A 21,413-nucleotide genomic window follows, 5' to 3' on the forward strand; every position below is an offset into this window, starting at 1 on the left:
GTCTGCTCGCTACCGAACGCCAGCAGCCGTCACATGGCCGCCTGCGACCCGCGCGGCGCGAGAACGGTCTCCGATGCGAACCAGTTCATGATCCAGCGATACACCCACGGAATCGGGATGATGAGGCTGCACAGGATCGCGGCGACGATGCCGCGCCAGAGGATGTCGAGACCACTGCCCTTGAAGACGATCTCGCGCCGCGTGCCTTCGATGCTGCGGCAGAACCAGCGCATCTGGGCTGCAGCGACCCAGGCCCAGCCGACGATGGTGATGATTGAAATTGCGAACAGCAGATTCCAGCCGACATAGGCCCAGATCGAGCCGGTGAAGCTCAGGCCCAACGGCTGCCCGTTGGATGCGAGGTTCGCGACCATCCATTTGACCAGAAGCCAATAGAGCACGAGCTGGACGACGAACAGCAGATTGCTCAGCAATTGGCTGCCGATGAAGCCGATCGCGATCGCCAGAACGATGAAGCCGAAAAACCAGGGCACGATCGCCATCGCGTTGCCGGTGAAGCTGAGATTCGGCCGTCCCGGGACCTTCACGCAGGACACGATCCATTTCGTGTACCAGACGAACAGCCACGGCACCGGGATCACGAAGCACGAACCGATCAGCAGCACGAGCGTGCGCCAGGTGAACTCGAGGATGCCGAAATCGACTGCCAGCGATCCCGCGCCTCCGACTCCGCCTCCGCCGTCGGCATAGCCACCGGAGCCCATCATCGGCGGGCCGCCCGCAGGGATCATCGGCGGGGCGCCGCCGCCCCCGACCAGGCCGGGGATTTCGGCGGCCTTCTGCCAGCCTGCCATGCCCTCGGACCAGACCAGCGTATCCGGGCGCACGACGCCCTGGGCGACGAGATCGCGGAATTGCCCTTCCGGAAAGGGCCCCTGCTGCTTGCCCTCGGATGCGTAGAACCAACTCGCCATGAAGCGCCCCCTCAAAATACTTATGTACCGCCTGGCAGGCGCGGGTTCACGCATCATGCCAAAAATGCATTGTGAAGGATGAACGATTGCCCTGTACAGAGGCGGCCATTCACATGGCCAAACGTTTTTCCGCTTCAATCTGCAACTTTTTTATGCCATTTGCCCGGAAAGATGCCAGATTGACGCTGCGCCGGGGACATACGGCGCGGCGCATCCCGGGGAACAGGCCTGACCATGAAACTCGTCGTCGCGATCATCAAACCCTTCAAGCTCGATGAGGTCCGCCAGGCCCTGACGGCGATCGGCGTCCACGGCATGACCGTGACCGAGGTGAAGGGCTATGGCCGGCAGAAGGGCCACACCGAGATCTATCGCGGCGCCGAATATGTCGTGAACTTCCTGCCGAAGCTGCGCATCGAGATCGCGGTCGCCTCCGACGTCGCCGACAAGGCGGTCAGCGTGATCACTGCGACCGCACGCACCGGGCAGATCGGCGACGGCAAGATCTTCGTCACACCGATCGACAACGCGGTGCGCATCCGCACCGGCGAAACCGATAGCGACGCGCTCTAGATTTTTGTTTTGACGCGTTTTCTTCAAGCGAACCGGTATCCACTTCGCTTGAAAACGCCTTGATCTGCTTCGATCGCACCGGGCAACGACGCCACAATGTGCGACGCCAATTGATGCCGGGGGGAACGACATGGCGGGATATTTGCGCCGCGCAGCTGTCATGGTTGCGCCGATCGGACTTGTGTCGATCATGGCTTCGCCGGCGCGCGCCGCGGCCTCCGAGATCAACACCGCCGACACCGCCTGGATGATCGTCGCCACCGCGCTGGTGCTGATGATGACGATCCCGGGCCTGGCGCTGTTCTATTCCGGCATGGTGCGCAAGAAGAACGTGCTCGCGACCATGGCGCAGAGCCTCGCCGCGGTGACGATCATCTCCATCCTCTGGGTCGCGTTCGGCTATTCGCTGTGCTTCGTCGGCGACGGCCCGTGGATCGGCACACTCGACCGCTGGTTTCTCGCAGGCATGACCATGGACAGCGTCAATCCGGCCGCGAAGACCATCCCGGAAGCGCTGTTCATGCTGTACCAGATGACGTTTGCCATCATCACGGTGGCGCTGGTCGCAGGCTCGGTCGCCGATCGGATGCGGTTCTCGGCCTATCTCCTGTTCTCCGTCGCCTGGTTCATCTTCGTCTACATTCCGCTGGCGCATTGGGTGTGGGGCGGCGGCTTCCTCAGCAGCATGGGCGTGCTCGATTTCGCCGGCGGCCTCGTGGTGCATCTGTCGGCCGGCACCGGCGGCCTCATTGCGGCAAAGGTGATGGGGCGTCGTCACGGCTACGGCACCGAAAATCTGTCGCCGTTCGATCTGTCGCTCGCGGTGATGGGCACCGGCCTGTTGTGGGTCGGCTGGTTCGGCTTCAACGGCGGCTCGGCGGGCGCGGCCAATTCGCGCGCGGTGATGGCGATCATCGCGACGCATCTGGCGGCCTGCTCCGGCGCGCTGACCTGGGGCGCGATCGAATGGTCGACACGGCGCAAGCCCTCCGTGCTCGGCATGATCTCCGGCGCGGTGGCAGGCCTCGGCACCATCACGCCGGCCTCCGGATTCGTGGCGCCCTGGCACGGCATCGTCATCGGCATCATCGCCGGTTCAGTCTGCTATTGGGCCTGCACCTGGCTGAAGCACCGCTTCGACTATGACGATTCGCTCGACGTGTTCGGCGTCCATGGCATCGGCGGCCTGACTGGAACCCTGCTCGCCGGCGTGTTCGCAACCAGCGCCATCGGCGGCACTGCCGGCCTGCTGGAGGGCCACCCTCAGCAACTCCTGATCCAGTTTTACGGCGTCGCCGTCACCTTCGTCTGGTCGGCTGGCGTGAGCTTCATCCTGCTCAAGCTGGTCGGCCTGTTCGTGCCCCTGCGCGTATCCCGTGAGCACGAACTCGAGGGGCTCGATATTTCGCAGCACGGCGAGGCGTTGCAATAAGCGGTGCCGCTACTTTATTACCTCTAGGCTGCCCGACCCATGAGCAGCATTGTGTCGGCAGCCTGTCATGCTCGCATTTTGAGCAGGCGTGACCACGTTTTGAGCGCGACGGAATAGCGCACTGCACCGCAATACCCGTCGACCGCGAAAACACCCGTTTTCATAGTCCGTTAGGCAACGCGCCCGATCTGGCACGGCATTTGATTCTATGGGTCCTGGCTGTGCCCGCGTAGTGAACTTTCTCCCTCGTGGCGAACCAGTCGAGAAACGCCCGGCCACGTCCGGACCGGGCCCAAGCGGGGATAGGACCCATGAAAATTGTTATGGCGATTATCAAGCCATTCAAGCTGGAAGAAGTCCGTGACGCCCTGACCGCCATCGGCGTTCACGGTCTCACGGTGACGGAAGTCAAGGGATATGGCCGCCAGAAGGGCCATACGGAAATCTATCGCGGCGCCGAATATGCCGTGAGCTTCCTGCCCAAGATCAAGATCGAGGTCGCTGTCGCCTCCGACCAGGTCGACAAGACCATCGACGCCATCACGTCCGCCGCAAAAACCGGACAGATCGGCGACGGCAAGATCTTCGTCATCAACCTCGACCACGCGGTGCGTATCCGCACCGGCGAGGCCGATGCTGCGGCCCTTTGATTTCGCGCTCAACCTTTATCCAATCAGGAGTGAATAATATGACGTTCAAGCGTCCCTATGGCGCGGGATTGGCGGCTCTCGCAGTCGGCCTGTTCGCTGCGACCGCAGCCTACGCCGAGCCAACGGTCAACAAGGGAGACAACGCCTGGATGCTGACATCGACAGTACTCGTGCTGTTGATGACGATCCCCGGCCTCGCGCTGTTCTACGGCGGTCTCGTCCGCTCCAAGAACATGCTCTCCGTCCTGATGCAGGTGTTCTACACCGTCTGCGTCGTCACCGTGATCTGGGCCGTGTACGGCTACAGCCTCGCCTTCACAGGCGGTTCCGACTTCATCGGCGGCTTCTCCAAGGCCTTCATGATGGGCGTCACCACCGACTCGAAGGCCGCAACCTTCTCGGTCGACGCCAACATCTCGGAGCTCATCTACATGTGCTTCCAGATGACCTTCGCGGCGATCACGCCCGCCCTCATCGTCGGTGCCTTCGCCGAGCGCATGAAGTTCTCGGCGATCGCTCTGTTCATCCCGCTCTGGGTCACGCTGATCTATTTCCCGATCGCGCACATGGTCTGGTACTGGCAGGGTCCGGACCTGATCCAGGATGCGGCCAAGGCGCTCGCTGCTGCCACTGATGCGGCGGCGAAGACCGCGGCTCAGGCCAAGCTCGACGAGCTCAACGCCGACGCCGGCTGGATCTTCAAGAAGGGTGCGATCGACTTCGCTGGCGGCACCGTGGTGCACATCAACGCCGGCATCGCAGGCCTCATCGGCGCTCTCCTGATCGGCAAGCGCACCGGTTACGGCAAGGAGCTGATGGCTCCGCACTCGCTGACCATGTCGATGATCGGCGCCTCGCTGCTCTGGGTCGGCTGGTTCGGCTTCAACGCCGGCTCCAACCTGGAAGCCAATGGCGGCGCTGCCCTCGCCATGACCAACTCCTTCGTCGCCACCGCAGCCGCCGCGCTGTCGTGGATGTTCGCGGAGTGGATCATCAAGGGTCATCCGTCGGTGCTCGGCGTCATCTCCGGCGCTGTCGCGGGCCTCGTGGCCGTCACCCCTGCCGCCGGCTTCTCCGGCGTGATGGGCGCGATCGTCCTCGGCCTGATCGTCGGCGTGGTGTGCCTGTTCTTCTGCACCGTCGTGAAGAACGCGCTCGGCTACGATGACAGTCTCGACGTGTTCGGCGTGCACTGCGTCGGCGGCATCGTCGGCGCCCTCGGCACCGGCATTCTCGTCAACCCCGCCCTCGGCGGCGCCGGCATCATCGACTACACCGCGATCCCGCCGAAGGTCGCCGACTACGACTTCGCAGCGCAGATGATGTCCCAGATCTGGGGCGTCGGCACCACGCTGGTGTGGTCGGGCATCGGTTCGGCGATCCTCTACAAGGTCGTCGACGTGATCGTTGGTCTGCGCACCAATGTCGAGAGCGAGCGTGAAGGTCTCGACATCACCGAGCACACCGAACGCGCCTACAACATGTAAGTCTCCTCCCGGACGTGGTCTCCCCGGAGACCACGTCCACAACTACGGTTCGGGCACATACCCGGCAATGCCCTGACCGTTGAGGGGCTCCAGCGCAAGTTGGAGCCCCTTTCTTTTGGCAGGGTTGTTTTTGATTGCGCCGCGAAGAAAAGGATTGCCATTCCGCACCGGCGGCGCAGAAATATCGACCACAAGAAGCAACAATCGGGAGGTCGTCATGCGTTTGGAAGGCGGATGCTATTGCGGCGAAGTGCGCTACGTGGCCGAGGGCGACCCGATGATGCAGGCGCAGTGTCATTGCCGCGAGTGCCAGTACATCTCGGGCGGCGCGCCCAACACCTTCATCGCGATGCCGGCGGCCGGCTTCAGCTACATCACCGGACAGCCCAGGCAGTTCACGCGCAAGGACCTCGAACGCGCGGTCACGCGCGAATTCTGCGCCGAATGCGGCACCCATCTCGTGACCAAGGTTCCGGGACTGCCCGCGGCGGTCCTGAAGGTCGGCACGCTGGACGAGCCGGAACAGTTCAAGCCGCAGATGGCGATCTACACCTGCGACATGCAGGAGTTCCATGCGATCCCGGCGGGGATGGCGACGTTCGAGAAGCTGCCGGGGCGTTGAAGGTCGAATCGAGCCGGGAGAACGACGCGCTCCCTCTCCCGCAAGGCCCGCGGGACGGTGAAAACCACCCATGCATCCCGTTGTTATCCGGCCCCATTATTCCTGCTCTGGACGGAGGCGGCGGCCGATGGTTAATCGCGTCTTAACCTCGCCCTATCTATGGTGAACTGAACCGCTTCCCGCCGGGGCCTTCGCGCGACCGGCTGTTCCAAGAGTGCTGGCGCCCAGAATGGTCATGACCGCTTCAACCCGTGCGCCGCAGGCCAGTGGAAGCTCCAAAAACGAGCGCTCGCCCTTCGTCCGGCTGAACGAGCTGCTGGCGCCGTATCAGCCCGGCAAACCCTTGATTTCGCTCGCCGTCGGCGAGCCCCAGCATCCCGTGCCTGACTTCGTCGGCCCGGTGCTGGCCAAGCACATCGCCGATTTCGGCCGCTACCCGATGAACCAGGGCACCGACCCGTTCCGCCAGGCCGCGAGCGCCTGGCTGTCGTCGCGATTCAAGCTGCCGCGAGCGCTCGACCCCAAGAACGAAATTCTCGTCCTCAATGGCAGCCGCGAGGGGCTGTTCCTCGCCGCGATAGCAGCCGCGCGTTATGTCGGCCCGCGTCCGGGCAAGCCCGCGATCCTGATGCCGAACCCGTTCTATCCGGTCTATGGCGCCGGCGCCGGCGCCGCTGCCTGCGAGCCGGTCTATCTGCCGACCACGGTCGAGAACGGCTTCCTGCCCGACCTCGACGCCATCGACGAGGCGACGCTGGCGCGCACGGTGGCGTTCTATCTGGCCTCGCCCGCCAATCCGCAGGGCTCGGTCGCCTCGCGCGACTACTTCACGCGCCTGAAGAGCCTCGCCGACCGCTACGGCTTCATGATCCTCAGCGACGAGTGCTATTCGGAGATCTATACCCGCGAAGCACCCGGCAGCGCGCTCGAATGTGCCGGCCCCGATTTCACCCGCGTGGCCGCGTTCCAGTCACTGTCGAAGCGGTCGAACCTTCCGGGCCTGCGCGTCGGCTTCGCCGCCGGCGACAAGACATTCATCGGCATGTTCCTGGAGCTGCGCAACATCGCCGCGCCCCAGGTGCCGGTGCCGCTCCAGCATGTCGCGACCTTTGCCTACGGCGACGAAGCGCATGTCGAGGAGAACCGCAGGCTCTACCGGATCAAGTTCGATCTCGCCGACCAGATCATCGGAAATCGCTACGGCTATCGCCGGCCCGATGCCGGCTTCTGCGTCTGGCTCAACACGTCCGGGATCGGCGACGACGTCTCGGTGTGTCTGAAATTGTTCAAGGAAGCCGGCGTGCGCGTGGTGCCCGGCAGCTTTCTGGCGCGGCAGCAGCCCGACGGCTTCAATCCCGGCGCAGGCTATATTCGCCTGGCGCTGGTGCAGGATGGCGAGACCACGGCGCAGGCGTTGCACCGGCTGGTCGAGACTCTGGGTTAGGCGGGGCCCATGAGCATGTCGGCAATCGAACGTGTCATTCCACTGGTCGGCCATCTGCCGCCCTCGATCCGCGAGGGACTGGCGCGGCGCGTGCGCGAGCTCACCGGCTTCGGCCTGATCGGGTTGTCGGGCGTCGCCTCGGCAGCGCTGATGACCTGGTCGGTGCAGGACCCCAGCCTGAGCCACGCAACCTCAAGGCCGATCCGCAACATTCTCGGTTATGCCGGCGCGATCGGCGCCGACCTTGCCATGCAGATCCTCGGGCTCGGCGCCGTCATGCTGGTCCTGACCGTCGCGGTCTGGGGCTGGCGCATGATGACCCACCGGCCGTTCGACCGCGAGGCGCTGCGGGTCGGCTCCTGGATTCTCTGCACGGTGATCGCGGCAGGCTTCGTCAGCTGCTGGCCGCATGGCGGCGCATGGCCGCTGCCGACCGGCCTCGGCGGCGTGGTCGGCGATGCGCTCGTGCGCGCGCCCGCAGTGATTTTCGGGCCGGCCGGTACGCTCTATCGCATCGTGCTGGGCACGATCCTGTTCGCCGCGATGGCCGCGACCTTCCTGATCGCCTGCGGTCTTGGCGCCCGCGAGCATGACGACGAGCTCTCGGAGATCGAGGACGACGACAAGCCGCTCGACGAGGACGAAGAGAACGATCGCGGCTCGGTGTCGCTGGGCTGGCTGTTCCACGCACTGATGAGCACCAAGGCGCGGCTGATCTGGCTGTGTGGTGCCGCCTACCGCTCGCTGGTCTCCAGCGGCCCGAAGACCAAGGCCGTGGCGTTCAGCCGCCAGGAGCCGAATCTCGGCGGCGGCCGCGCTGCGCCTTCGATCTCGCCGCAGGCCGAGGACGAGGACGACGAGGACCATCACGAGGAAGAGGAAGACGAGGAGGAGGAAGAAGAGCAGCCCGCCGCGCGCGCCCCGCGCAAGAAGGCCGCGCCGAAGACCCCCGCCAAGAAATCCTCCGACAAATTCGAGCTTCCGTCCGTGTCAGTGCTGGCCGCGCCCAAGGCCGGCGATCGCCAGCCGCTCAGCAAGGCCGAGCTGGAAGCCAATTCGCGTTCGCTCGAAGGCGTGCTGCAGGATTTCGGCGTGCGTGGCGAAATCGTCAAAGCCAATCCGGGCCCCGTGGTCACGCTGTACGAGCTCGAGCCCGCGCCCGGCATCAAATCATCGCGCGTCATCGGGCTTTCCGACGACATCGCCCGTTCGATGAGCGCGCTGTCGGCGCGCGTCGCCGTCGTGCCCGGCCGCAACGCCATCGGCATCGAACTGCCGAACGCGCATCGCGAAAAGGTCTATCTGCGCGAGCTGCTGGTCGCCAAGGAGACTGTCGATTCGGTCGCGAAGCTCCCACTCTGCCTCGGCAAGACCATCGGCGGCGACCCCGTCATCATCGACCTCGCGCGCACCCCGCACATGCTGATCGCCGGTACCACCGGCTCCGGCAAGTCGGTCGCCATCAACACCATGATCCTCAGCCTGGTCTACCGGCTGCGCCCGGACCAGTGCCGCCTGATCATGGTCGATCCGAAGATGCTCGAACTCTCCGTCTATGACGGCATTCCCCACCTGCTCACGCCCGTCGTGACCGACCCGAAGAAGGCGGTGGTCGCGCTGAAATGGGCCGTGCGCGAGATGGAGGAGCGCTACAAGAACATGGCCAAGCTCGGTGTGCGCAACATCGACGGCTACAATACGCGCCTGCTCGAATTGAAGGCCAAGGGGGAAGAGCCGACGCGTACCGTACATACCGGCTTCGACAAGGAGACCGGCAAGGCGATCTACGAGGAAGAGAAGCTCTCGCTCGATCCGCTGCCCTACATCGTCATCATCGTCGACGAAATGGCCGACCTGATGATGGTCGCCGGCAAGGACATCGAAGGCGCAGTGCAGCGTCTCGCGCAGATGGCGCGCGCGGCCGGCCTGCACGTGATCCTCGCCACGCAGCGTCCGTCGGTCGACGTCATCACCGGCACCATCAAGGCGAACTTCCCGACCCGCATCGCCTTCCAGGTCACGTCCAAGATCGACAGCCGCACTATTTTGGGCGAGATGGGCGCCGAGCAGCTGCTCGGCCAGGGCGACATGCTCTACATGGCCGGCGGCGGCCGAATCAGTCGCGTGCACGGACCTTTCGCGTCGGACGACGAAGTCGAGAAGGTGGTGCGTCACCTCAAGACGCAGGGCCAACCGGAATATCTCGAAGCTGTTACCGCCGAGGAGCCGGCCGAAGACGAGGACGGCGGCGCCGTGTTCGACGCCAGTGGCATGGGCGCGGATGGCGGCGGCGATTTGTTCCAGCAGGCCGTTGCGATCGTCAAACGCGACCGCAAGGCTTCAACCAGCTACATCCAGCGCCGCCTGCAGATCGGCTATAACCGCGCCGCATCGCTGATGGAGCGCATGGAACTGGAAGGCATCGTCGGACCCGCCAACCATGCCGGCAAGCGCGAGATTCTGGTCGAGGAAGAAGACAGCCATATGTGAGGCGGGGTCCTCGAGACATCATTTCACGCGAAATCGTTATCTGCTTTTGCCCGAAATCACGCTAAAAGACGCCCAGCCACGTTAGGACGACGCGTTGATCAGACATCCGGACATTCGATTCGCCGCCACCATCGCTGCGCGAAGCGCGCGCGTGGCCGGCGTGCTTCTCGTCACCGCCGCGATGGTGACGGCATCGTCATTCGCGCAGACCGTGCCGGTGCCGAAACCGGCGCCGAAGGGCCGCGAGGGCGGCGCCTCTGCCGGCGGCCCCACAGTCACCGGCGCGACCCAGACACCGCCGAATCCGGTGATCCCGGATCCGCGCCGCAACGTGCCGAGCAGCATCTTCCAGACCTTCGATGCCAACCAGAAGGCGCAGGCCGCCAAGGTCAGCGCGTATCTGTCGTCGCTGTCGACGCTGGTCGGGAATTTCGTTCAGGTCGGTCCCGACGGCAGCAAGACGCAAGGCGATTTCTACATCCAGAAACCCGGCAAGGTGCGCTTCGAGTACAACGCGCCGAGCCCGATCGACATCGTCGCCGACGGATCCTCGCTGGTGGTGCGCGACCGCAAGCTCGCAACCCAGGACGTCTATCCCCTCTCACAGACGCCGCTGCGTTTCCTGCTGTCGGATCGCATCGACCTGATGAAGGACACCAATGTCGTCAACGTCTCGGCCGACGACGTCTTCGTCAGCGTCACCATCGAGGAGAAGCAGGCACTGGTCGGCACCAGCCGGCTGCTGCTGATGTTCGGCGCCAAGGACGGCCAGTTGAAGCAGTGGACCGTCACCGATCCGCAGGGATACGACACCACGATTGCGGTCTACAATCTGGATTCGAGCAAGAAGCTCGATCCCGGTATGTTCAAGATCGATTTCACCAATTACGGCCCGGCGCCGGGATAAACGCTCGACTACCGTAGCCGTAGGGTGGGCAAAGGCGCACTTGCGCCGTGCCCACGATCTCTCGCCTCATGGCAGGCGCGTGGGCACGCTCCGCTTTGCCCACCCTACAAGAGCTCGTTGTGGACAAGCATTCCGCCCTTTGCAATCCATGCTAAGACGCATCTCTCATGCGTTTTTCCCTGACAACCTGGAACATCAATTCGGTGCGGCTGCGCATCGATCTGGTCGCGAAGTTTCTCAAGAGCGCGCGGCCGGACGTGCTGTGCCTGCAGGAGACCAAGTGCATCGACGATGCGTTTCCGCTGAAGCGCTTCAAGCGGCTCGGCTATGAGCACGTCGCGCTGAACGGGCAGAAGGGCTATCATGGCGTCGCCATCGTCTCGAAGATTCCATTCGAATCGACTGATATCCGCACCTTCTGCGACAAGGTGGATTCGCGTCACATCTCGGTGTCGTTCGGCGAGAAGGCCAATATCGCAAGGCCGCTGGTGGTGCATAATTTCTACGTCCCCGCCGGCGGCGATATTCCCGATCCCGCGCTGAACGAGAAGTTCGATCACAAGCTCCGTTTCCTCGACGAGATGAAGGCGTGCGAGCCGCTGCATCCGCGCGGCGAGGATCGCCACATCCTGGTCGGCGATCTCAACGTCGCCCCGCAGGAGAACGACGTGTGGTCGCACAAGCAGCTTCTGAAGGTGGTCTCGCATACGCCGGTCGAAACCGAAAAGCTGCAGGCCGCACTGGCCGCGGGCGAATGGGTCGACGTCGCACGCGACCGGATTCCGATGTCGGAAAAAGTCTACACGTGGTGGAGCTACCGCTCCGCCGACTGGACCGTCGGCGACCGCGGCCGCAGGCTCGACCACATCTGGGTCTCGCGCGCGCTGAAAGACGCGGTCAGCGATTTCACGATCCTGCGCGACGCGCGGAGCTGGGAGCGGCCGTCGGACCATGTCCCGGTGACGGTGACGCTGGAGGTGTGATTGTCATTCCGGGGCGCGCGTAGCGCGAGCCGGAATCCATTCATCCACCGTCTCTGACGCTCAATGGATTCCGGGCTCGCGACTTCGTCGCGCCCCGGAATGACAGCGGAGAAACTCACGATGTCAGCTTCGCACCCGCCATCAGGATATCGCTGGCAATCTGGCTGGAGCGGATCGCGAATTCATCACGCAGTCGAACCGCGGCGGCCGGATCGCTTTCGAGCACGCGCTGGAACAGGCTGCGCGCGACGCGGATGACGGAGGAATGCTCCAGCGCGATCGCGCTCGACGGCCGTTTCATCGGCACCACCAGCGCGAGCTCGCCGATCAACGCTCCGGGACCCGCGATCATCTCGGCGCCTGCGCCGTCATCAACCCGGAAGGCGCCGCGCTGGACCACGAAGCCGGCATCGGCGTCGTCGCCGAGATTGAACAGGGTGTCGCCGCGGACGAAGTTGCGCTGCTCGGAGCCGATCGCCAGCATGCGCAACGACGCGTCTCCCAACAGGCGCAGTGTCGGGACTCGCTCGAGAAGCGCTACGTCGTCGTCGATTGACATTCAGATCCGAGGCTCAAAGGCATGCGATCTAAAACGATTCGCACGCCCTTCGAGCGTATCACGGCACCAGCTTGTAGCCACCGGCTTCCGTAACCAGGATTTCCGGGTTGGCGGCGTCCTTCTCGATCTTCTGGCGGAGGCGGTAGATGTGGGTTTCCAGCGTGTGGGTGGTGACGCCGGAATTATAGCCCCAGACCTCCTGGAGCAGGGTCTCGCGCGAGACCGGCATCTGGCCTGCGCGGTAGAGGAAGCGGAGAATGGCGGTCTCCTTCTCCGTGAGCCGCACCTTGCGCGCATTGGCGGCGGTGAGCATCTTGGAGCCGGGCCGGAAGGAGTAGGGGCCGACCGAGAACACCGCGTCCTCGCTGGCCTCGTGCTGGCGCAGCTGGGCGCGGATGCGGGCCAGCAGGACGGCGAAACGGAAGGGCTTTGCGACATAGTCGTTGGCGCCGGATTCGAGCCCCAAAATCGTATCGGAATCGGTGTCGTGCCCGGTCAGCATGATGATCGGGGCCTTGAAGCCGCCTTTGCGCAGGGAGCGGACCACCTCGCGGCCATCGGTGTCGGGCAAGCCGACATCCATCAGGACCAGATCGGGGGAATTGGCCTTTGCGGCGCTGGCGCCCTTCGCCCCGGTATCGACGGCGGAGGCTTCGAATTCTTCGTGCAGCGATAATTGCTCCACCAACGTATCGCGCAGATCGGTATCGTCATCCACGATGAGGATCTTGCGGGCATTGGCCATAGGGGGTCATCCTTTTGGAGTCCGACTCGGCGCGCATGCATGCTGCACCCAATCGGGAGGGGAAGTTTAGGGGTCGCCGTTATTATTGTTGTTCGTGTTGAAGTAGTGGGCTGTTACCGATTCACAAGCCGGAAGCACTCTAACTCAGAATAGCAGGCCGGTTCGATGAATGTCCTGTAATGAATTCGACATTGCACGTTCACATGAAAAATAAAGCAGCTTCAGCTAGTTACGTTACCAATCGACGGGCCGGACCGCTGTCCGCGATCCGGGTTAAGCCTGCGGCCGGGAATCCGCGCCGGGGATGGCTGTCGGCCGGGACGCTGACCATTCCGGTGGCACTGGGCCGGGGCGGCATTCTCGCCAACAAGCGCGAAGGTGACGGCGGCACCCCGAGGGGCAGCTTCCGTCCCAAGCGCCTGTGGTGGCGGGGCGACCGGCACAGCCGGCCGCGGACCTTCCTGCCGGCCCGGATCATCACCAGCGAGGACGCATGGTGCGAGGACCCCAAAGACCGCCATTACAACCGGGGAATCCGGCTCGGCGCGGGGCAGGGCGGCGACCGGCTCAAGCGGGCCGACCATCTCTATGACTTCATTGTCGAAATCGACCACAATACCAGGCCGCGCATCGCCGGCCGTGGCAGCGCGGTGTTTTTGCACCTGGCCCGCGACAATTTCGGTCCGACCGCGGGCTGCGTCTCGATGACGAAATCTGCGATGCTGCAATTGCTGCGGCGATTGGGACCAGAAACAAAAATCATCATCGGGTGAGGGTACATGCTCGACAGGGATCAGATCGCAGCCGCCGCGCGCGTGCTCGTCCAACATTGGCGCGACGGCACCAAGCTTGACGCGCTGGAGCCACGGCTGCGGCCGCAGAGCCGCGCTGAGGGCTACGCCGTTCAGGCGGCGCTCGAAACATCGTCGCCCGGGACATTGTTCGGCTGGAAGATCGCGGCCACGAGCGTATCGGGACAGAAGCACATCAACGTGACGGGGCCGCTGGCCGGTCGCATCATGAGCGACACCGTGATCGCCGATGGCGGTACCGCGTCGATGAAGGGCAATCAGATGCGCGTCGGCGAACCGGAGTTCGCCTTCCGCATGGGACGCGATCTGCCGCCGCGCGCAACGCCCTACACTGTCGAGGAGGTGCTCGCCGCCGTCGAGACCTTCCATCCTGCGATCGAGATTCCCGATTCGCGCTTTGCCGATTTCGCCAGAGCGGGCGAGGCGCAGTTGATCGCCGACAACGCCTGCGCGCATCTGTTCGTGCTGGGCGCGGCGACGACTGCGAACTGGCGTGCGATGGATCTCGTCGAGGAACGGCCACAGATCACGCTGCGCGGCGAGCGCCATGTCGGCCACGGCAAGAACGTGCTCGGCGACCCCCGCGCCGCGCTCGCCTGGCTCGCCAACGAGTTGCGCGGCCTCGGACTCACCTTGCGAGCAGGGCAGGTGGTGACCACAGGCACGTGTCACCCGCCGCTGCCGATCCAGGCCGGCGATCATTTCGCGGCGGACTTCGGCGTGCTCGGGAAGGTGTCGGTGGGGTTCGCATGAAGTAGCTTCATGCTCCGCTGTTGTCCCTGCGTTCGCAGGGACAACATTCACCTGTGCCCAAAAATCGCACTCCCCACCCGGACATGGGTGGCACCCAGCATGATGGCGTTGGCGAAATCTGCGCTCATGCCCATCGAGAGATTGGTCAATCCGTTGCGCGCGGCGATCTTGGCGGTCAGCGCGAAATGCGCCGCCGGCGGCTCGTCGACCGGCGGGATGCACATCAATCCGGAGATGGTCAGCCCGTAGGTGTCGCGGCAGCTGGCGAGGAAGGCGTCGGCCTCGCCAGGAGCGATGCCGGCCTTCTGCGGCTCCTCGCCGGTGTTGATCTGAACGAAGAGTTGCGGGTGCTTGTTCTGGGATTCGATCTCCTTGGCTAACGCCTGGCAAATGCTCGGGCGGTCGACCGAATGGATGGCGTCGAACAGCGCGACCGCCTCTTTCGCCTTGTTGGACTGCAGCGGTCCGATCAGATGCAGCGCGATGCCCGGGTAAACGGACGTTAACGCAGGCCACTTTCCTTTGGCCTCCTGCACCCGATTCTCGCCGAACACGCGCTGTCCGGCGTCGATAACCGGGATAATTGCATCCGCGTCGAAAGTCTTGGACACCGCGATCAGCGTCACCGAGGCGCGATCGCGTCGCGCATCACTGCAGGCGCGGGCGATTTCGGCTTCGACCGCGGCGAGCGCGTTTGGTGAATGGCCGGTTACCGGCTTGTCGTTTTCATCTGTCATGACGGCGATTGATCAAGGTCGTAACCTGGGTAAGTCCAATTTTACCGAGTTCAAGAAAGAGTTTTTGAACCCTTCGCTTTACCTTGGTCGACGGGGTGGGGTAGCGAAGATGGCAAGCGTCAGTTTCAACCGCAAACGAGCGAAACTCAAGCAGGTTCTCGGAATCCGGGCGCGCCTTGCACTGCTCGCGGTGATTCTGGTGGCGCCCTTGATGCTGGAGCGCATCCGTTCGCTGGAAGACACCCGCACGCGGCAGATCGCGCAGGCCACGGCTGAATTCAACACCGTCGCAAGACACAGCGCGGATGCGCAGCGCGAGGTGATCTCGTCGGTCGAGACCATCCTGAAATCGGAGGCCTTCATTCGCGCCTCCGCCGGCGGCGTCGGCAAGAGCTGCGACGTGCTGCGAGCGAGCCTGCCGTCGAACCTGCCCTGGATCCGCACGCTCTTGATCGCGGGCGCAGACGGGCGCATCCAGTGCGCGACCAACAACATGTATGTCGGCCTCGACCTGAGCGACCGACCCTACTTTCAGCAGGCCCAAACGAGCGGCCGCTTCGTGCTGAGCGATTTCATCCTGTCGCGGCCGGCGCAGACGCCGACCGTGATGGCTGTCTATCCGGTCTCCGCCTTCAGCGGCACATCCGACGCCGTCGTGCTCGCCACGGTCAACCTCGACTGGATGTCGAAGGTCATGAACAATCTCGGCGGCCGCGCCGGCATCACCGCCGTGCTGGTCGACAGCGCAGGCACCGTGCTGGCCGCGCCGGCCGATCAGCACAGTGCGGTCGGCCGTCCGCTCGACAACATGCCGCTGATGTCGGCGATCGCCGACAGGGCGCTGCGTTCCGACCAGGATGAAGGCTCATTGTCCTTCCTCGCCGCCGACGGCTCGCGTCGCGCGGTCAGCTACATCCGCATCTCAGGCACCAACGCCCGCCTGATCGCCAGCATCGACGAAGACAAGGTGTCCGCGGCGGTCAACCGCGACATCCGTACCGCCTATCTCCAGCTCGGTTTCGTCGTCGTGTTCGTCCTGCTCGGCGCGCTGATCGCCGCCGAGAAGCTCGTCATCAACCCGATCGAGATGCTCGCCGACATGGCCAAGCGTCTCGGCGAGGGCGATCTGTCGGCCCGCGCGGCGCGCAACCGCCTGCCGGCCGAGTTCGTGCCGCTGGCCCGCGCGTTCAACGCAATGGCGGCGCAGCTGAGCCAACGTGAGCGCGAGCTGATCGCGAGCAACGACCGGCTGACGGTGATGGCCTCGATCGACATGCTGTCGGGGCTCAACAATCGCCGCGGCTTCCAGAGCCGGCTCGACTTCGAATGGATGCGCGCGCAGCAATATGGCAGCGACCTCGCGCTGCTGATGATCGACGTCGACCACTTCAAGCTGTTCAACGACACCTATGGCCATCTCGAAGGCGATTCCTGCCTGACCCGGCTCGGCGAATCCCTGTCCGGCATCGCCGCCGACACGATGGGTTTCGCGGCCCGCTATGGCGGCGAGGAGTTCTGCCTGCTGCTGCCGAACACCGACGTGAACCGCGCCGTCGAGATCGGCGAGCAGGTGCGCGCGGCGGTGCTGAGGCTGTGCCTGCCGCACATCACCTCGGCCCACATGATCGTGACCGTCTCGATCGGCGTTGCCGCAGCGAAGCCCAACGAGGCCTTGCGTCCCGGCGACCTGATCGAAGCCGCCGACGCCGCGCTCTACGCCGCAAAACACCGCGGCCGCAACAAGGTCGTCGAGCACGGCGTTCAGGCAACCGAGACCGGCGCGGCGGACATGATGATGGCGGGCTGATCTTCAGCCAAGGCCGACGTCGTCGTCGGCACGCCCCGCAACAGGCTAACCCGCAGTCCCCGCGCGATCGAGCTCGGTCTCCGTCACCACGCGATTGCGACCGCTGCTCTTGGCGAGATAGAGGGCGCGGTCACAGCGCTCGATCAGATCGGCGATAGCTTCGCCGGCCCGGTATTGCGCCACGCCGATCGACACGCTGATGCTGGGCAGGACTTCTCCGGTCGAGCGGCGGGTGATCGTGCACTCGGCGAGCGCGTGCCTGATGCGCTCGGCGAGATCGGCACAGGTGGCGAGATCGGCATCCGGCAGCACCGCGATCAGCTCCTCGCCGCCATAGCGCGCCGGCAGATCCTGCTCGCGAACCTTTTCGCGCAGCACTTTCGCCATCAGACGCAACACCTGGTCGCCGACGCCGTGGCCGAAATTGTCGTTGAACGCCTTGAAGTGGTCGATGTCGAGCATCAGCATGCTGAGCGGCTCGCCCCACGCCGCAGTCGCCTGCGCCTTGCGCAGGAATTCGTCGAGCGCCCGCCGGTTTGCGAGGCCGGTCAGCGTGTCGGTCCGGGCGCGCTCCTCGGACCTCGATAGCGAATCGCGGATGACATCGAGCTCGCGGGTCTTTTCCGCAAAGCCCGCTTCCAGCCGTGTCGCCCGCGTGGCGGCCCGTGCCAGCTCGTTCATGAGCTGGGCGACCAGCGCCTTCGGATCGACGCCGGCCTTGCCCTGGTCCGCCACCTCGCTGATGACCTGCATCTGCGAATGGTTGTCGGCGATCGCGGTCGTCAGAAATTCCTTCGCGGCCCCCATGAGCGCCTGCAGCCGCTCGGACGTGTCGACCACGGCGGCGGCACTCACCTGGGGCGCGACGTAGGTCTTGAACAAGTCCTGATTGGTCCTGCTGTCGAAGGGACGATTGTGGTCGATCAGGATATCGATGGCGTTGCGCAGATCGTCCTGGCCGCCCGCGAAATACAGGAACCAAACGGCAAAATTGGCCGGGGTCGGCGCAATCCGCTGTTCGGCCATGCTCCGCATCGCCCGTCCGGCGACGGACGCGGCATAGTCGTAATCGGGTTCGTCGAAGCTGGAATCCATCGTGCTCATGCGGTCTCGTCGGGCCGCAAATTGGCATCGAGCCCTTAATCCCACCCCAACGTGGGCCCTCGTAGTTATGCGGAGACGCCGTGCAAAGTTCCAAATCGCGGCAACCCATTGACCCCTTAAGGACTTCTATGGCCTAGTCCGCCGTCTTGAGACGGCCGAACCCACGAAAACCCCAACGATTCCATGACCTCCGAACGCTATAACGCCCGCGACGCCGAACCGCGCTGGCAACGCCTCTGGGACGAACAGGCGATCTTCGTCTCCAAGAACGACGATTCGCGGCCGAAATACTACGTGCTGGAGATGTTCCCCTACCCGTCCGGACGCATCCATATCGGCCATGTCCGAAATTATACGCTCGGCGACGTGCTGGCCCGCTTCATGCGCGCCAAGGGGTTCAATGTGCTGCATCCGATGGGCTGGGACGCCTTCGGCCTGCCGGCCGAGAATGCCGCGATCGAGCGCAAGGTCGCGCCGAAGGCCTGGACCTACGACAACATCGCCGCGATGAAGAAGCAGCTTCGCTCGATCGGGCTGTCGCTGGACTGGTCACGCGAATTCGCGACCTGCGACCCTGGCTACTACAAGCATCAGCAGAAGATGTTCTTGGACATGCTCGCCGCCGGCCTCGCCGAGCGCGAGAAGCGCAAGCTGAACTGGGATCCGGTCGACATGACCGTGCTCGCCAACGAGCAGGTGATCGACGGGCGCGGCTGGCGCTCCGGTGCCGTCGTCGAACAGCGCGAGATGAGCCAATGGGTCTTCAAGATCACGAAGTACTCGCAGGAACTGCTGTCCGCGCTCGACGGGCTCGATCGCTGGCCCGACAAGGTGCGGCTGATGCAGCGCAACTGGATCGGCCGCTCGGAAGGGCTGCTGGTCCGCTTCGCGCTGGATGCGGCGACGACGCCCGCCGGCGAAAACGAGCTGAAGATCTTCACGACGCGCCCGGACACGCTGTTCGGCGCAAAGTTCATGGCGATCTCGGCGGATCATCCGCTGGCGCAGGCAGCCGCCGCGAAGAACCCGAAGCTTGCGCAATTCATTGCCGACATCAAGAAGATCGGCACCGCGCAGTCGATCATCGACACCGCAGAGAAGCAGGGTTTCGATACCGGTATCCGCGCGGTCCATCCGTTCGATCCGAGCTGGAAGCTGCCGGTCTATGTCGCCAATTTCGTGCTGATGGAATACGGCACCGGTGCGATCTTCGGCTGCCCGGCGCATGATCAGCGCGACCTCGATTTCGTCAACAAATACGGCCTCGGCAACATTCCGGTGGTCTGCCCCGAGGGCCAGGATCCCAAGACGTTCGTCATCACCGACACCGCCTATGACGGTGACGGCCGCATGATCAATTCGCGCTTCCTCGACGGCATGACCATCGAGCAGGCCAAGGACGAGGTCGCCAGACGGCTGGAAAGCGAGCTGCGCGGCAACGCGCCGGTCGGCGAGCGTCAGGTGAATTTCCGCCTGCGCGACTGGGGCATTTCGCGCCAGCGCTATTGGGGCTGTCCGATTCCCGTCATCCACTGCCCGAAATGCGATGTGGTGCCGGTACCGGATGCCGACCTGCCCGTGGTGCTGCCGGAGGATGTGAGCTTCGACAGACCGGGCAACGCGCTCGACCATCACCCGACCTGGAAGCACGTGACTTGCCCCAAATGCGGGGCTAAGGCCCAGCGCGAAACCGACACCATGGACACCTTCGTGGATTCGTCCTGGTATTTCGCGCGCTTCACCGATCCCTGGAACGAGAGCGCGCCGACGACGCCCGCGGTGGCCAACCGGATGCTGCCGGTCGACCAGTATATCGGCGGCGTCGAGCACGCGATCCTGCATCTGCTCTACAGCCGCTTCTTCACCCGCGCGATGAAGGCGACCGGGCACCTCGCGCTGGACGAGCCGTTCGCCGGCATGTTCACGCAGGGCATGGTGGTGCACGAGACCTACCAGAAGGCCGACGGCACCTATGTGCAGCCGGCCGAGGTCAAGGTCGAGGTGGGCGGCAATGGGCGCCGCGCAACGCTGCTGACGACGGGCGAAGACATCCAGATCGGTCCGATCGAGAAGATGTCGAAGTCGAAGAAGAACACGGTCGATCCCGACGACATCATCGAGACCTACGGTGCGGACGTCGCCCGCTGGTTCATGCTGTCCGACTCCCCGCCCGACCGCGACGTGATCTGGAGCGACGAGCGCGTCCAGGGCGCCTCGCGTTTCGTGCAGCGGCTGTGGCGGCTGGTGAACGATTCCGTCGAACTCGGCAACGCCGCGCCGGCGGCCCGGCCGGGCAGCTTCGGTCCGGACGCGACGGCCCTGCGCAAGGCCGCCCATGCCGCGCTCGACAAGGTCACCACCGGGATCGAGCGGCTGCACTTCAACGTCTGCCTGGCCCATATCCGCGAATTCGCCAATAGCTTCTCGGAGATCCTGCAGCGACCCGGGCAGCCGGCAGGCGATCTCGCCCCAGATCTGGCTTGGGCGATCCGGGAAGCCAGCCAGATCCTGGTCCAGCTGTTCTCCCCGATGATGCCGCACCTCGCTGAGGAGTGCTGGCAGGCTCTCGGCCAGACCGGGTTGGTTTCAGAGGCCAATTGGCCTCAAATGGAACGCGATTTGCTGGTCGAAGACAGCGTGACCCTGGTGGTCCAGGTCAACGGCAAGAAGCGGGGTGATGTCACAGTTGCAACAGCGGCCCAGAATCCGGAAATCGAGGCTGCCGTTTTGGCGCTCGATGCGGTAAAGCTGGCCCTGGACGGCAAGCCCGTCCGCAAGGTGATCATCGTCCCCAAGAGGATCGTGAATGTTGTCGGCTAGGATCCGCATCGCAGCCCGCTTGCTGGCGGTCGCCGCCTTGGCGGCGCTGACGGCTGGCTGCTTCCAGCCGATGTATGCCGAGCGCGGCGATGGCACGCCCGGCTTGCGCGAGAAGCTGATGGGGGTGGAGCTGCCCCCGATCAACAAGCCCAATGCCTCGCGCGAGGCCCGCGTCGGCGTCGAAATCCGTAACGCCCTGGCCTTCAAGCTTTACGGCAGCGCCACGGGCATGCCGCCGACCCATAAGCTGGAAATCCGCTTCACCACCAGCCGTTCCTCGCTGATCGTCAGCGCCACGACGGGACTGCCGACCAGCGAAAATCTCGGCATCGACGCCCAGTACAGGCTGGTCGAGGTTGCCACCGACAAGCCTGTCATGACCGGCACGACCTTCTCACGCGTGTCCTACGACATGCCGGGGTCCTATCAGCGCTTCTCCCGCACCCGCGCCGTGCGCGATGCCGAGGATCGCGCCGCCAACGAGATCGCCGAGAACATCACCACCCGGCTCGCCTCGTTCTTCACAGCAGGCACCTAAATTTGCTCCGTCATT

The 21,413-nt window shown here is 64.3% G+C and carries 19 protein-coding genes; 14 read left to right on the top strand and 5 right to left on the bottom strand.

Annotated features, from left to right (window positions below; translation table 11 throughout):
• Positions 1-29: 29 nt before the first annotated feature.
• The gene (locus tag IVB24_RS02545; protein WP_247771968.1) at positions 30-935 is read right to left on the bottom strand and encodes a DUF4339 domain-containing protein; all 906 of its coding nucleotides are present in this window, start codon (positions 933-935) and stop codon (positions 30-32) included.
• 234 nt (positions 936-1,169) lie between these two features.
• Here IVB24_RS02545 and IVB24_RS02550 point away from each other — a divergent pair, with 234 nt between their 5' ends.
• The 9 genes from IVB24_RS02550 to xth all read left to right on the top strand — a co-directional run bounded on the left by IVB24_RS02550 (position 1,170) and on the right by xth (position 11,523).
• Positions 1,170-1,508: a P-II family nitrogen regulator gene (locus tag IVB24_RS02550; RefSeq protein WP_094894041.1), complete on the top strand. Its 339-nt coding sequence runs from the start codon at positions 1,170-1,172 to the stop codon at positions 1,506-1,508.
• Positions 1,509-1,638: 130 nt separating this feature from the next.
• Positions 1,639-2,940: an ammonium transporter gene (locus IVB24_RS02555; protein WP_247771969.1), complete on the top strand. Its 1,302-nt coding sequence runs from the start codon at positions 1,639-1,641 to the stop codon at positions 2,938-2,940.
• A gap of 311 nt (positions 2,941-3,251) precedes the next feature.
• Entirely contained in the window at positions 3,252-3,590 is a 339-nt protein-coding gene (locus tag IVB24_RS02560) for a P-II family nitrogen regulator (RefSeq protein ID WP_008142813.1), read from the top strand.
• 38 nt (positions 3,591-3,628) lie between these two features.
• Complete coding sequence (locus tag IVB24_RS02565; protein WP_094975961.1) at positions 3,629-5,077, top strand: ammonium transporter; 1,449 nt, start codon at positions 3,629-3,631, stop codon at positions 5,075-5,077.
• Between the two features lie 217 nt (positions 5,078-5,294).
• Positions 5,295-5,699 (top strand): GFA family protein, encoded by a 405-nt coding sequence (locus tag IVB24_RS02570; RefSeq protein ID WP_140481801.1) that lies wholly within the window; start codon positions 5,295-5,297, stop codon positions 5,697-5,699.
• 229 nt (positions 5,700-5,928) lie between these two features.
• Positions 5,929-7,143 carry an aminotransferase class I/II-fold pyridoxal phosphate-dependent enzyme gene (locus IVB24_RS02575; protein ID WP_247771970.1) on the top strand — a complete coding sequence of 405 codons (1,215 nt, stop codon included), beginning with the start codon at positions 5,929-5,931 and terminating at the stop codon, positions 7,141-7,143.
• Between the two features lie 9 nt (positions 7,144-7,152).
• Positions 7,153-9,633, top strand: coding sequence for a DNA translocase FtsK (locus IVB24_RS02580; RefSeq protein ID WP_247771971.1), 2,481 nt, complete (start codon positions 7,153-7,155; stop codon positions 9,631-9,633).
• Positions 9,634-9,784: 151 nt separating this feature from the next.
• The gene (locus IVB24_RS02585) at positions 9,785-10,540 is read left to right on the top strand and encodes an outer membrane lipoprotein carrier protein LolA (protein WP_094975964.1); all 756 of its coding nucleotides are present in this window, start codon (positions 9,785-9,787) and stop codon (positions 10,538-10,540) included.
• 167 nt (positions 10,541-10,707) lie between these two features.
• Positions 10,708-11,523 (top strand): exodeoxyribonuclease III, encoded by an 816-nt coding sequence (gene xth / locus IVB24_RS02590; RefSeq protein ID WP_166467599.1) that lies wholly within the window; start codon positions 10,708-10,710, stop codon positions 11,521-11,523.
• Between the two features lie 115 nt (positions 11,524-11,638).
• Here the strand turns inward: xth and IVB24_RS02595 are convergent, their stop codons facing one another.
• Both IVB24_RS02595 and IVB24_RS02600 read right to left on the bottom strand, forming a co-directional pair.
• Positions 11,639-12,082 (bottom strand): cyclic nucleotide-binding domain-containing protein, encoded by a 444-nt coding sequence (locus IVB24_RS02595; protein ID WP_094975966.1) that lies wholly within the window; start codon positions 12,080-12,082, stop codon positions 11,639-11,641.
• A 58-nt stretch (positions 12,083-12,140) separates the two neighbouring features.
• The gene (locus tag IVB24_RS02600; RefSeq protein WP_008142830.1) at positions 12,141-12,827 is read right to left on the bottom strand and encodes a response regulator; all 687 of its coding nucleotides are present in this window, start codon (positions 12,825-12,827) and stop codon (positions 12,141-12,143) included.
• Positions 12,828-13,006: 179 nt separating this feature from the next.
• Here IVB24_RS02600 and IVB24_RS02605 point away from each other — a divergent pair, with 179 nt between their 5' ends.
• Both IVB24_RS02605 and IVB24_RS02610 read left to right on the top strand, forming a co-directional pair.
• Entirely contained in the window at positions 13,007-13,600 is a 594-nt protein-coding gene (locus tag IVB24_RS02605; protein ID WP_247771972.1) for a L,D-transpeptidase family protein, read from the top strand.
• Between the two features lie 6 nt (positions 13,601-13,606).
• Positions 13,607-14,392: a fumarylacetoacetate hydrolase family protein gene (locus IVB24_RS02610; protein ID WP_247771973.1), complete on the top strand. Its 786-nt coding sequence runs from the start codon at positions 13,607-13,609 to the stop codon at positions 14,390-14,392.
• Between the two features lie 47 nt (positions 14,393-14,439).
• Here the strand turns inward: IVB24_RS02610 and IVB24_RS02615 are convergent, their stop codons facing one another.
• Positions 14,440-15,129, bottom strand: a complete 690-nt coding sequence (locus tag IVB24_RS02615) for a YggS family pyridoxal phosphate-dependent enzyme (RefSeq protein ID WP_094975969.1) — start codon at positions 15,127-15,129, stop codon at positions 14,440-14,442.
• Positions 15,130-15,238: 109 nt separating this feature from the next.
• Here IVB24_RS02615 and IVB24_RS02620 point away from each other — a divergent pair, with 109 nt between their 5' ends.
• Positions 15,239-16,936: a diguanylate cyclase gene (locus IVB24_RS02620; protein WP_247771974.1), complete on the top strand. Its 1,698-nt coding sequence runs from the start codon at positions 15,239-15,241 to the stop codon at positions 16,934-16,936.
• Between the two features lie 45 nt (positions 16,937-16,981).
• On the opposite strand, the gene IVB24_RS02625 is transcribed toward IVB24_RS02620, so the two are convergent.
• On the bottom strand, positions 16,982-18,031 hold the full coding sequence (locus IVB24_RS02625; RefSeq protein ID WP_247774272.1) for a GGDEF domain-containing protein: 1,050 nt from the start codon (positions 18,029-18,031) through the stop codon (positions 16,982-16,984).
• A 192-nt stretch (positions 18,032-18,223) separates the two neighbouring features.
• On the opposite strand from IVB24_RS02625, the gene leuS reads away from it, so the two are divergent.
• Complete coding sequence (gene leuS / locus IVB24_RS02630; protein ID WP_247771975.1) at positions 18,224-20,860, top strand: leucine--tRNA ligase; 2,637 nt, start codon at positions 18,224-18,226, stop codon at positions 20,858-20,860.
• Positions 20,847-21,398, top strand: a complete 552-nt coding sequence (gene lptE / locus IVB24_RS02635; RefSeq protein ID WP_094975972.1) for an LPS assembly lipoprotein LptE — start codon at positions 20,847-20,849, stop codon at positions 21,396-21,398. The genes leuS and lptE overlap by 14 nt, the downstream gene beginning before the upstream one ends.
• Positions 21,399-21,413 lie beyond the last annotated feature (15 nt).

Source organism: Bradyrhizobium sp. 192 (genome assembly GCF_023100965.1).
GTDB classification, from domain to species: Bacteria; Pseudomonadota; Alphaproteobacteria; order Rhizobiales; family Xanthobacteraceae; genus Bradyrhizobium; species Bradyrhizobium symbiodeficiens.

Coding starts and splice junctions, on each gene's coding strand:
- leuS (WP_247771975.1), top strand. CDS start 18,224: ATGACCTCCGAACGCTATAACGCCCGCGACGCCGAACCGCGCTGGCAA.
- xth (WP_166467599.1), top strand. CDS start 10,708: ATGCGTTTTTCCCTGACAACCTGGAACATCAATTCGGTGCGGCTGCGC.
- IVB24_RS02605 (WP_247771972.1), top strand. CDS start 13,007: ATGAATTCGACATTGCACGTTCACATGAAAAATAAAGCAGCTTCAGCT.
- IVB24_RS02555 (WP_247771969.1), top strand. CDS start 1,639: ATGGCGGGATATTTGCGCCGCGCAGCTGTCATGGTTGCGCCGATCGGA.
- IVB24_RS02550 (WP_094894041.1), top strand. CDS start 1,170: ATGAAACTCGTCGTCGCGATCATCAAACCCTTCAAGCTCGATGAGGTC.
- IVB24_RS02625 (WP_247774272.1), bottom strand. CDS start 18,031: ATGGATTCCAGCTTCGACGAACCCGATTACGACTATGCCGCGTCCGTC.
- IVB24_RS02610 (WP_247771973.1), top strand. CDS start 13,607: ATGCTCGACAGGGATCAGATCGCAGCCGCCGCGCGCGTGCTCGTCCAA.
- IVB24_RS02580 (WP_247771971.1), top strand. CDS start 7,153: ATGAGCATGTCGGCAATCGAACGTGTCATTCCACTGGTCGGCCATCTG.
- IVB24_RS02560 (WP_008142813.1), top strand. CDS start 3,252: ATGAAAATTGTTATGGCGATTATCAAGCCATTCAAGCTGGAAGAAGTC.
- IVB24_RS02595 (WP_094975966.1), bottom strand. CDS start 12,082: ATGTCAATCGACGACGACGTAGCGCTTCTCGAGCGAGTCCCGACACTG.
- IVB24_RS02575 (WP_247771970.1), top strand. CDS start 5,929: ATGGTCATGACCGCTTCAACCCGTGCGCCGCAGGCCAGTGGAAGCTCC.
- IVB24_RS02565 (WP_094975961.1), top strand. CDS start 3,629: ATGACGTTCAAGCGTCCCTATGGCGCGGGATTGGCGGCTCTCGCAGTC.
- lptE (WP_094975972.1), top strand. CDS start 20,847: ATGTTGTCGGCTAGGATCCGCATCGCAGCCCGCTTGCTGGCGGTCGCC.
- IVB24_RS02600 (WP_008142830.1), bottom strand. CDS start 12,827: ATGGCCAATGCCCGCAAGATCCTCATCGTGGATGACGATACCGATCTG.
- IVB24_RS02620 (WP_247771974.1), top strand. CDS start 15,239: ATGGCAAGCGTCAGTTTCAACCGCAAACGAGCGAAACTCAAGCAGGTT.
- IVB24_RS02570 (WP_140481801.1), top strand. CDS start 5,295: ATGCGTTTGGAAGGCGGATGCTATTGCGGCGAAGTGCGCTACGTGGCC.
- IVB24_RS02545 (WP_247771968.1), bottom strand. CDS start 935: ATGGCGAGTTGGTTCTACGCATCCGAGGGCAAGCAGCAGGGGCCCTTT.
- IVB24_RS02615 (WP_094975969.1), bottom strand. CDS start 15,129: ATGACAGATGAAAACGACAAGCCGGTAACCGGCCATTCACCAAACGCG.